Raw genomic sequence first — 9,123 nt, forward strand, 5'->3', positions numbered from 1 at the left:
TTTCTGGCCAGCTGGGTCGGCGCCTCGTTCTGGCAGGGGCAGACCAAGAAGCAGGTCATGACGCTGGAGTCGCAGCGCTATCGCCTCCCGATCCTGGTCGGCGGCATCTTGTACACCCCGTTCGTCGCGGAGATCCTGGGCTTGAAGCCGCTCTGGGTGCTCGGCAACACCGGCATCGCGATCGCCGCGATCCTCTCGGCCGGCGGCATCGCCTTCGCCTGGTGGGGCCGGCTGCATCTTGGAAAGTTCTGGTCCAACACCATCACCCAGAAGGAAGACCATCGCGTCATCGACACCGGGCCGTACGGCCTGGTTCGCCACCCCATCTACACCGGGCTGATCTTCGGGATGCTGGTGACGGGCTTCGCGATCGGCTTGGTGACGACAATCCTCGGCGCCATCCTGATCTCGCTCGGCATGTGGCAGAAGGGCCGGATGGAAGAAGTGTTCTTATCCAAGGAACTCGGCGAGCACGCCTACGGCGCCTATTGCCGCCGCGTGCCGATGCTCATTCCGTTCACGTCGGCGCGGTGAAGGCGTAGAATCGCCTCACCCTCGTGTCCCGGACGCGCTGCAGCGTGCAACGCTGCTGCGCAGAGCCGGGACCGAGCGGACAATAGATACAGCGGGAGATGGGCCCCGGCTCTGCAGCGCATGGCGAAGGCGCGCTGCGCAGCGTCCGAGGCACGGCGGCGGCAACCTTGCCTCCGCACGGAACCGCCCTTGCCGACGCCCGTTACCCTCCCGACACCTGCACTGACCGCAGAGCATCGAGCCATGTCGGACGCCTACGATTATTTTCGCGCGCACGCCATCGCCGCCGTCCGCAAAGCGCGGGCGCTGCCGCAAGGCCGCGCCAAGCAGAAGCAGCGCACGGTGGCGCGGGTCTACCACCTGCTGTCCAGGGAGGCGGCGTTGGCGCCGAACATCCAGCACCTGGATGATTTTCGCGCGGCACGGCGGCTGGAGCGGCAGGTCGGCCGCTAATTTCCCTCCATGCAAATTTGATCGGCTGCCATTCCGCGAGATTGTTCCCCCGGCGCGCCGCACAGGTTGACGTCTTCCCCGCCAGCCAGTTGGATGCGCGCGCATACAGGGGCCTCTCATGTCATTTTCCAGCATCTTTGCGCAGTTCGTTGCGCTTCTCGGCGCCATCGCACTGCAATGGCGAAAGTTGTCGGGCACCGAGCCGGCGCCGGCCTGGGGCGACAAGCCGGCAATTCCGCAAGCGAAGCCGCAAGGCGCGATCCCGACCCTGAAGATGCCGACGGCGCGCGGCTGGCGCGAGGGACAGAAGCCCACGACCGCGCCCGGGCTCGCGGTCAATGCGTTCGCGACGGGTCTCGACCATCCGCGCTGGATCGAGGTGCTGCCCAACGGCGACGTGCTCATTGCGGAAGCGACGCAGATCGCCGGTCCGCCGCGCAGCGTGTTTCACTATGCGATGCAGGCGACGATGCGGCGCGCCGCGGCGCTCGGCGTGTCCGCCGACCGCATCACGCTGCTGCGCGACAAGGATGGCGACGGCGTCGCGGAGATTCGCGGCGCGTTCATGGAGAAGCTCAGCCAGCCGTTCGGCATGGCGTTGGTCGGCAACACCTTCTATGTCGGCAACACCGACGGCGTGATGGCGTTTCCCTATGTCGCGGGCGCCGATCGCATCACCGCGCCGGGCAAGCGGCTCACCACGTTCAAGCCGGGCGGACACTGGACGCGCAGCCTGCTCGCAAGCCCCGACGGCAGGAAGCTCTATGCCGGCGTCGGCTCGCTCAGCAACATCGCCGAGATGGGCATGGAGGTCGAGCAAGGCCGCGCCGCGGTCTACGAGCTCGACCTCGTTGCCGGCACGCATCGCATTTTCGGCGCCGGCCTGCGCAATCCCGTGGGCCTCGCCTGGGAGCCGAACACGAATGTGCTGTGGACCGTCGTCAACGAACGCGACGGCTTGGGCGACGAGACCCCGCCGGATTATCTCACCTCCGTGCGTGACGGCGGCTTCTATGGCTGGCCCTATTGCTACTGGGGCCAGACTGTGGACGATCGCGTACCGCAGGATCCGGCGATGGTCGCCAAAGCTCTGCAACCGGACTACGCGCTCGGCGGCCACACCGCTTCGCTCGGCCTGTGCTGGATGCCCGCCGGCACCCTGCCCGGCTTCGGCGACGGCATGGTGATCGGCCAGCACGGCTCGTGGAATCGCAGCAAGCTGTCTGGCTACAAGCTGGTGTTCGTCCCGTTCGCAAACGGCAAGCCCTCCGGACCCGGTCGCGACATCCTGTCGGGCTTCCTGTCTCCGGACGAGAAGGAATCCTACGGCCGCCCGGTCGGCGTCACGATCGGCCCCGACAAGAAGTCGCTGCTGATGGCCGACGACGTCGGCAACGTGATCTGGCGCGTGACGGGGGCGTGAGTAGAGATAGAGGCCCAGTGGCTCTCGTGTCCGCTCCATCATCCTGAGATGCTTCGTTTGCGATGCGAACGCATCGCAAGCACCTCGGGATGACGGGGATAGGGCACACGCCGTCGGGCCAATCGAGCGTCAACTCATCACGTCCCCACGCACAGCGTAGCGCGCTGTTTTTGCAGCAGGGCGATCACGGAGAGCGCGGTGATGAGTCCGGTCTTGGGATTCTCGGACGGGATGTTCTCGATGCCCATCGAGAAGCGAGCGGAATCCGCCTCGACCTCGATGCGGTGAACGTTGCGCGTCACGGTGGGGTCGGCCCAGACCTGGATCTGGGTGCGATCGGGCCCGATGCCCGCCAGCGCCAATGCAACGGCGACGTTGACGTTGGCCGGAAAGCCCTTCGCCGCCTCGCGCGCGCTGCCCTCGAACAGCTTGAGCGGCTCGCGCAGGTTGTTGATGTCGATCTTGTTCTGCACGATGAACGGCGCGCCCTTCAGGCCGTCGATCGGCTTGCGCGTCACCATCTTCACCGAATGAATGGTGCCGATCGCGGCGGCGTTGACGGCATCCAGACCGATCAGCGCGCCGGTGGGCACGAGGATGCGGCCGCCATTGGCGCGGGCTAGGTCGACCAGGTCGAAATTGTCGAGCAGGCCGCCGACGCTGACCACGACCGCGGACTTGCCGCGCTTCACGGCAGGCTCGACGATCGCGCGCAGCTGGCTGCTCGGCGCGCATTCGACAACGATGTCGGCGGCATCGCCGAGCTGGTCGATCGGCAGCACCGACGGCGGACGACGAAGGCCGCCGATGAAAGCCTGATGCTTGGCGGGATCGCGCACGGCGACCGCGGACAGCGTCAATCCTTCGATGCCCTGATCGAGCGCAGATGCGATTTTGGTGCCGATCGAGCCCAGCCCGGCAATGGCCACCCGCAATTCATTCAATGCTTTCCGCTCCGTCATCGCGCCCTGCTATCTCGTTGGACCGATAACATAGCGCATCGTCCTCTGCCGAAGCCAGCCGTGGCCGCATGCGGCTAGCGGCGAACAGCCTTACTTCCGCGACGTCGCCGGGGCCACTTGAGGCGTTGCCATTGCGGCGGCCGGCTCGGGCGGGGTCAGATGACGGGGGACGATGATGGTCTGGCCGGGCGTCAGTTGCGCATTTTCCGGCAGCGAGTTGCTCTGCGCCAGCGTCCACAGCGGCACGCGATTGGCTGCGGCGATGCTCTCCAGGGTGTCGCCGCGGCGCACCGGCACGCGCACGCCGCTGTCCCACAACTCGACCAGCGTATCCGCCGGCACCAGATAGCGCAGCGGCACGGCATCGGCCTGGGTCTGCGGCGGAATGCGCGGCAGCTGCGTGACCATCTCGACGATCTGGCGATGGATGTCGTCGGACTTCTCGATGTTGATGTGGCTGACGCGCGCGTTCTGCTTAAGGTCGTAGCTGGCGTAATGGCCGCGGAAGCCTGGGACCGCCACGACGTCGCCGCCGCCGAGCACGCTATCGGACAGGAAGATGTTGATGAAGCGCTCGACGTTGAGGGGCACGTCACCCGTTGCCTGCGCAGGATCGATGGCGATGACGAGGCTGATCGGGACGTTCTCCTTGGCCGCCATCTCGGAGATGATGATCGAGCACAGCCCGCCCATGGAATGCCCGATCAGCACGATCGGTGCCGGCGATTCCTTGTAGCTCGAGATGGCGCGATCGCCGATCCACCGGCAGATGGTGAATTCGTAGACGTTGGCCGAGAAGCCGGCCTTCGTTAGCTTCTCTTCGAGCCGATCCATGCCGGTCGAAAAGATGGGACCCATGGCGCCGCGGAACAGGTAGATTTTCGGCGGGGACAATGGCTCGAACGGCGGAGGCGGGGGCGGCGCAGCGGGAACGGCCGCGCTGGTCTTGGACTTGGCTGGTGCGGCAGCGGCCGTGCCGGTGCCGAAGGCGAGCAGCGCAACCGCTGCCAGCACGAGGAGCCGCCTCAAATCAATCATCAGTTCAGCAGTCCCACCCACGAGAGGCAGAGGCCTCCCCTGACTCGCTTAGTGGCGTCCGATTTGGCGGATTTTGGGGCGCGGAACTGGAACGCGACGCACCGCGGCGCGCATCAAGACTCTGTGACCTGCGGGGTGGGCCGCTTCCGACCATTACTGCCTGCTCTTCAGCCGGCTGCGATGCGCCGCCTGCTTGGCGCGGTTGCCGCAGACCGCCATGACGCACCAGCGGCGCGCGCGCCTGTGGGTATGGTCGGCGAACAGCATCGTGCAGTTATGGCCCTCGCATGCCTTCACGTGGGAGAAGTCCTCCTCGCAGACGAATTTGGCCAAGGCTTCACCGACCGGCAGCAGCAGTGATTCCGACGATCGCCAGCGCCGCATCCCCTGCAGTGAAAGACCGTCCTCACTGTGGCGAGGCACGATTTGCAGGAAGGCCTCATCGCGCTCCAGGAGGCTGTTCAAGGGGCCGAGCTCGCGCAGCGCCTTCGCGGTCAGCGGCCGGCCTGCATGCTCCAGGACAAATCCCCTGAACCACTCGCGCAAGGCGCGCGCCTGATCTGCGACCTTGTCCAGTTCGCCCGGCTTCGCGCCCGCCCGGAATGCGTGCAGCTCATCCGCGGGCACCAGCTTCGCCTGCTCCAGCCAGTCGATCAGGCCATCGCCATCGTCGATCCAGTCGATCGGCGTATCGACCGGTGTCGCCACCGAATTGAGGAAATCAAGACCCGGCGAGTCGGCAATGAACATGGCGGGCGGACGGTTCATATGCGGGTCCTTGGCTCGCATGAGACACGCAATAGTAACCTGTAAAATAGCATTTGACAAGTTACTGACGCTCTGTAACCTGATATCAGGCTTTCAGCAGGTTACTGAGATTGGAGACAGCCATGGCCCTGACAACCTACCGCACCGCCGACGTCGACGGCTTCAAGGTGTTCTATCGCGAAGCCGGCCGCCGAGGCGCGCCGAAGCTCCTGCTGCTGCACGGTTTCCCAAGCGCCGGTCACATGTTCCGCGACCTCATCCCGCTGCTTGCCGACAAATTCCACCTCGTCGCGCCCGACCTTCCCGGCTTCGGCCAGTCGGACATGCCTGCGCGCGAAAGCTTCCACTACACTTTCGACAACGTCGCGCAGGTGATCGAGCGCTTCACCGAGGTCATCGGCTTCGATCGCTTCGCGGTCTACGTTTTCGACTATGGCGCGCCGACCGGCTTCCGACTTGCGCTGCGTCACCCCGAACGGATCACCGCGATCATCTCGCAGAACGGCAACGCCTATGAGGACGGCCTCAGCGACGGCTGGACTCCGATCAAGGCCTATTGGCAGGATCCCTCTCCCGCCAACCGCGAAGCCTTGCGCGGCTTCCTCACGCCGGAAGCGACGCGCTGGCAGTACACGCATGGCGTCTCGGACCCGGCGACCGTGTCGCCGGATGGCCAGAACCTCGACAATTTCTACCTGGCGCGACCGGGCTCGGACGACGTGCAGCTAGACCTGTTCGGCGACTACAAGAGCAACGTCGCGCTCTATCCCGCCTTCCAGGATTATTTCCGCAAGCACAAGCCGCCATTCCTGGCGGTCTGGGGCAAGAACGATCCGTTCTTCATCCCGCCCGGCGCCGAGGCGTTCAAGCGCGATAATCCCAATGCCGTGGTGCAGTTCTTCGACACCGGCCATTTCGCGCTGGAGACGCATGCGATGGAGATCGCAGAGAGCATTCGCAAGTTCTTGAGCTGACGATGAACGTGCGCAGCGACGGGCTCCCGATCTGCGCGCCCACCGGCCATGGCCGATAGACAGAGCCGCAACCAGCCGGTCGCTGGCCGGAACTTTAGTTTCTCGCAGGCGCCGTAGCCGCCGCCGCGCGAGCGGGCCGCGGTACGCCGGGTTCGGCGACTCGCGCTGCCGGCGCGCGCGAGCGCATGATCGCGGCGTCGATCTCGGCGATGACACGGCGCTGGATCGCCTCGTTCTTGTCGATGGAGATGTGGCCGACGCCGGTGCCGCGGACGTCGACATTGTCGAGCTTGCCGCGGAAGCCGTTCGCAGCCCGCACCGGCTCGCCGGGACCATCACCGATGTAGATGTTGATGTAGCGTTCGGCACCGGTCGAGAGCTTGGTCTTGAAAACGGAATCGAGGCCGATCGCGAGCTTCACGGGCACGCCGAGCTGGTTGAGCTTGGCGATCATGTCCGGCAGCGTGGTCGCGCCGGAGGAATGGCCGACCAGGACGATGGTCTTGAGTCGGCCGGCCCTGTAGGCGGCGGCCGCTTCATCGGCGAGCGAGGACCAGGACACGAAGTTGGCGACGGTCACCGGGATGCCCTGCGCCTGCAGCCGGGCGCCGATGGTGTCGAGCCCGAGCGAGAAGATGTTGAGCACGCCGCGGAGCAGGTAGACATGCGTGGTTGCCACCGCGGCCTGGCTCGGCGCGGCCCTGGCGGTGGTCGGGCTGATGGCAACAGCTGACAGCAGAAGCAGGCCCATCGCCCACATGCGAAGGGCTGACGACTGGCTGGCGCCGGCGGTGTGACGGCCGTTCGGTCTCATCGATGCTTTCCCTGGGGACAATACGCTTCGCGATTGGGCGGAATCGTAGCCATGGCCCGCTCGCAGACGCAACAAAGAGCCGCGTGAGCGACAATCTTAGCAGCAAGCCGTGACCATCGCGCAACACCTGCCCGAAACATGCCATTGAAGGGCCTGTTTTAGGACCATTTTTCTCCGGGGAATTGCGGGCCGGCAACGGCGTTCCTATTTCAGGGCTCCGCTGACCTGCTCTCCGGACAGGCTCGGCCTCCCCTCCCCCACCCATCCTGCCTTGCGGCCATCATGTCTTCCATCATTTCCGTCGCCAATTTGTCGAAGGCCTACGGGTCCGGCTTCAAGGCGCTCAAGAACGTCAATCTCGACATCAAGCGCGGCGAGATCTTTGCGCTGCTCGGGCCCAACGGCGCCGGCAAGACCACGCTGATCTCGATCATCTGCGGCATCGCCAATCCGACGGAAGGCCGCGTCCTCGTCGGCGACGAGGACATCCAAACATCCTACCGCAAGGCACGCTCGCTGATCGGCCTCGTGCCGCAGGAACTGCACACGGACGCTTTCGAAAGCGTGTGGGCGACCGTAAGCTTTTCGCGCGGCCTGTTCGGCAAGCCGAAGAACCCTGCGCACATCGAGAAGGTGCTGAAGGACCTCTCGCTGTGGGACAAGAAGGACAACAAGATCATCACGCTCTCCGGCGGCATGAAGCGCCGCGTGATGATCGCGAAAGCGCTGTCGCACGAGCCGCAGATCTTGTTCCTGGACGAGCCCACTGCGGGCGTCGACGTCGAGCTGCGCAAGGGCATGTGGGAGGTGGTGCGCGGCCTTCAGCAGTCCGGCGTCACCATCATCCTCACCACGCACTACATCGAGGAAGCCGAGGAGATGGCCGACCGCATCGGCGTCATCAACAAGGGCGAGATCGTGCTGGTCGAGGACAAGACCACCCTGATGCAGAAGCTCGGCAAGAAGCGGCTGACGCTGCATCTGCAGAACAAGGTCACGTCGCTGCCGGAGAGCCTCAGCCATTACGAGCTCGAGCTCTGCGACGGCGGCGCGACGCTGGTCTACGACTACGACACCCAGGGCGAGCGCACCGGCATCACCAGCCTGCTCGGCGATTTGCGCACCGCCGGCATCCGCTTCAACGACCTCGACACGACGCAATCGTCGCTCGAGGACATCTTCGTCGACCTCGTGAGGACGTCATGAACCACCACGCCATCCGCGCCATTTATCTGTTCGAAATGGCGCGCACCTGGCGCACGCTGCTGCAAAGCATCGTCTCGCCGGTGGTTTCGACCTCGCTGTATTTCGTGGTGTTCGGCGCGGCGATCGGCTCGCGCATCACCGAGGTCGAGGGCGTCAGCTACGGCACCTTCATCGTGCCGGGCCTGATCATGCTCTCGGTGCTGACACAGAGCATCGCCAACGCCTCGTTCGGCATCTACTTCCCCAAATTCTCAGGTACAATCTACGAGATCCTGTCGGCGCCGATCTCCTATTTCGAGATCGTGCTCGGCTATGTCGGCGCCGCCGCGACGAAATCGATCATCCTGGGCCTGATCATCCTGGCAACTGCGGGCCTGTTCGTGCCGCTGCACATCCAGCATCCCATCTGGATGCTGACCTTCCTGGTGCTGACGGCGGTGACGTTCAGCCTGTTCGGCTTCATCATCGGCATCTGGGCCGACGGCTTCGAGAAGCTGCAGATGATTCCGATGCTGGTGGTGACGCCGCTGACCTTCCTCGGCGGCAGCTTCTACTCCATCGACATGCTGCCGCCGACCTGGCGCACGGTCGCGCTGCTCAATCCGGTCGTCTATCTTATCTCGGGATTCCGCTGGAGCTTCTACGAGATCGCCGACGTCAACGTGTCCGTCAGCATCTGCATGACGCTGGCGTTCCTGGCGATCTGCATGGTCACGATCTGGTGGATTTTCCGCACCGGGTACCGGCTGAGGAATTGACCAGCGCCCACATCCCGGATGCGACGACGTTGCAGTCCGGAATGAGCGCGGACTCATCGGTAACAACGGAAGCGGTGATGCCGGTCGTAATAGCCGCGGCAGCCGCGGCGATAATGACGGTGGGGAATGCCGAGCGCCCCCTCGACCGCGCCGACTGCGCCTTCTGCCTGCTGCTCGTGAAGCTGGGCGCGGC

General features: G+C 64.9%; 11 protein-coding genes. 7 read left to right on the forward strand and 4 right to left on the reverse strand.

From position 1 onward, the window contains the following. From JHD07_RS19760 to JHD07_RS19770, 3 genes are all read left to right on the forward strand, one after another. Positions 1-534, forward strand: a 534-nt coding sequence (locus JHD07_RS19760; protein WP_291624915.1) for an isoprenylcysteine carboxylmethyltransferase family protein, incomplete at its 5' end; no start/stop codon positions are given. A 243-nt stretch (positions 535-777) separates the two neighbouring features. Further along, positions 778-987: a hypothetical protein gene (locus tag JHD07_RS19765; protein ID WP_291624917.1), complete on the forward strand. Its 210-nt coding sequence runs from the start codon at positions 778-780 to the stop codon at positions 985-987. 118 nt (positions 988-1,105) lie between these two features. Then, positions 1,106-2,410, forward strand: coding sequence for a sorbosone dehydrogenase family protein (locus JHD07_RS19770; protein ID WP_291624919.1), 1,305 nt, complete (start codon positions 1,106-1,108; stop codon positions 2,408-2,410). Between the two features lie 137 nt (positions 2,411-2,547). Here the strand turns inward: JHD07_RS19770 and JHD07_RS19775 are convergent, their stop codons facing one another. From JHD07_RS19775 to JHD07_RS19785, 3 genes are all read right to left on the reverse strand, one after another. Then, entirely contained in the window at positions 2,548-3,372 is an 825-nt protein-coding gene (locus tag JHD07_RS19775) for an aspartate dehydrogenase (RefSeq protein ID WP_291624921.1), read from the reverse strand. Positions 3,373-3,462: 90 nt separating this feature from the next. Next, entirely contained in the window at positions 3,463-4,410 is a 948-nt protein-coding gene (locus tag JHD07_RS19780; protein ID WP_291624923.1) for a LysM domain-containing protein, read from the reverse strand. Between the two features lie 153 nt (positions 4,411-4,563). Further along, on the reverse strand, positions 4,564-5,178 hold the full coding sequence (locus JHD07_RS19785) for an ABATE domain-containing protein (protein WP_291624926.1): 615 nt from the start codon (positions 5,176-5,178) through the stop codon (positions 4,564-4,566). Between the two features lie 122 nt (positions 5,179-5,300). Between JHD07_RS19785 and JHD07_RS19790 the strand changes: the two genes are divergently transcribed. Then, positions 5,301-6,152 (forward strand): alpha/beta hydrolase, encoded by an 852-nt coding sequence (locus tag JHD07_RS19790; RefSeq protein ID WP_291624928.1) that lies wholly within the window; start codon positions 5,301-5,303, stop codon positions 6,150-6,152. A 94-nt stretch (positions 6,153-6,246) separates the two neighbouring features. Here the strand turns inward: JHD07_RS19790 and JHD07_RS19795 are convergent, their stop codons facing one another. Then, positions 6,247-6,966, reverse strand: coding sequence for a hypothetical protein (locus tag JHD07_RS19795; protein ID WP_291624930.1), 720 nt, complete (start codon positions 6,964-6,966; stop codon positions 6,247-6,249). 282 nt (positions 6,967-7,248) lie between these two features. Here JHD07_RS19795 and JHD07_RS19800 point away from each other — a divergent pair, with 282 nt between their 5' ends. The 3 genes from JHD07_RS19800 to JHD07_RS19810 form a co-directional block, all read left to right on the forward strand. After that, positions 7,249-8,172, forward strand: a complete 924-nt coding sequence (locus JHD07_RS19800; RefSeq protein ID WP_291624932.1) for an ABC transporter ATP-binding protein — start codon at positions 7,249-7,251, stop codon at positions 8,170-8,172. Then, a complete protein-coding gene (locus tag JHD07_RS19805; protein WP_291624934.1) occupies positions 8,169-8,930 on the forward strand; it encodes an ABC transporter permease in 762 nt (253 codons plus the stop codon). Before JHD07_RS19800 ends, JHD07_RS19805 begins: the two co-directional genes overlap by 4 nt. Next, the coding region (locus JHD07_RS19810) for a hypothetical protein (RefSeq protein ID WP_291624938.1) at positions 8,927-9,123 on the forward strand (197 nt) is incomplete at its 3' end. The genes JHD07_RS19805 and JHD07_RS19810, both read left to right, overlap by 4 nt.

It is taken from the genome of Bradyrhizobium sp. (genome assembly GCF_016462955.1).
In the GTDB taxonomy this organism is placed as follows: Bacteria; Pseudomonadota; Alphaproteobacteria; order Rhizobiales; family Xanthobacteraceae; genus Bradyrhizobium.

What these genes read in the sequence shown, in the direction of transcription:
- JHD07_RS19765 (WP_291624917.1), top strand. Translation starts at nt 778, where the DNA reads ATGTCGGACGCCTACGATTATTTTCGCGCGCACGCCATCGCCGCCGTC.
- JHD07_RS19770 (WP_291624919.1), top strand. Translation starts at nt 1,106, where the DNA reads ATGTCATTTTCCAGCATCTTTGCGCAGTTCGTTGCGCTTCTCGGCGCC.
- JHD07_RS19775 (WP_291624921.1), bottom strand. Translation starts at nt 3,372, where the DNA reads ATGACGGAGCGGAAAGCATTGAATGAATTGCGGGTGGCCATTGCCGGG.
- JHD07_RS19780 (WP_291624923.1), bottom strand. Translation starts at nt 4,410, where the DNA reads ATGATTGATTTGAGGCGGCTCCTCGTGCTGGCAGCGGTTGCGCTGCTC.
- JHD07_RS19785 (WP_291624926.1), bottom strand. Translation starts at nt 5,178, where the DNA reads ATGAACCGTCCGCCCGCCATGTTCATTGCCGACTCGCCGGGTCTTGAT.
- JHD07_RS19790 (WP_291624928.1), top strand. Translation starts at nt 5,301, where the DNA reads ATGGCCCTGACAACCTACCGCACCGCCGACGTCGACGGCTTCAAGGTG.
- JHD07_RS19795 (WP_291624930.1), bottom strand. Translation starts at nt 6,966, where the DNA reads ATGAGACCGAACGGCCGTCACACCGCCGGCGCCAGCCAGTCGTCAGCC.
- JHD07_RS19800 (WP_291624932.1), top strand. Translation starts at nt 7,249, where the DNA reads ATGTCTTCCATCATTTCCGTCGCCAATTTGTCGAAGGCCTACGGGTCC.
- JHD07_RS19805 (WP_291624934.1), top strand. Translation starts at nt 8,169, where the DNA reads ATGAACCACCACGCCATCCGCGCCATTTATCTGTTCGAAATGGCGCGC.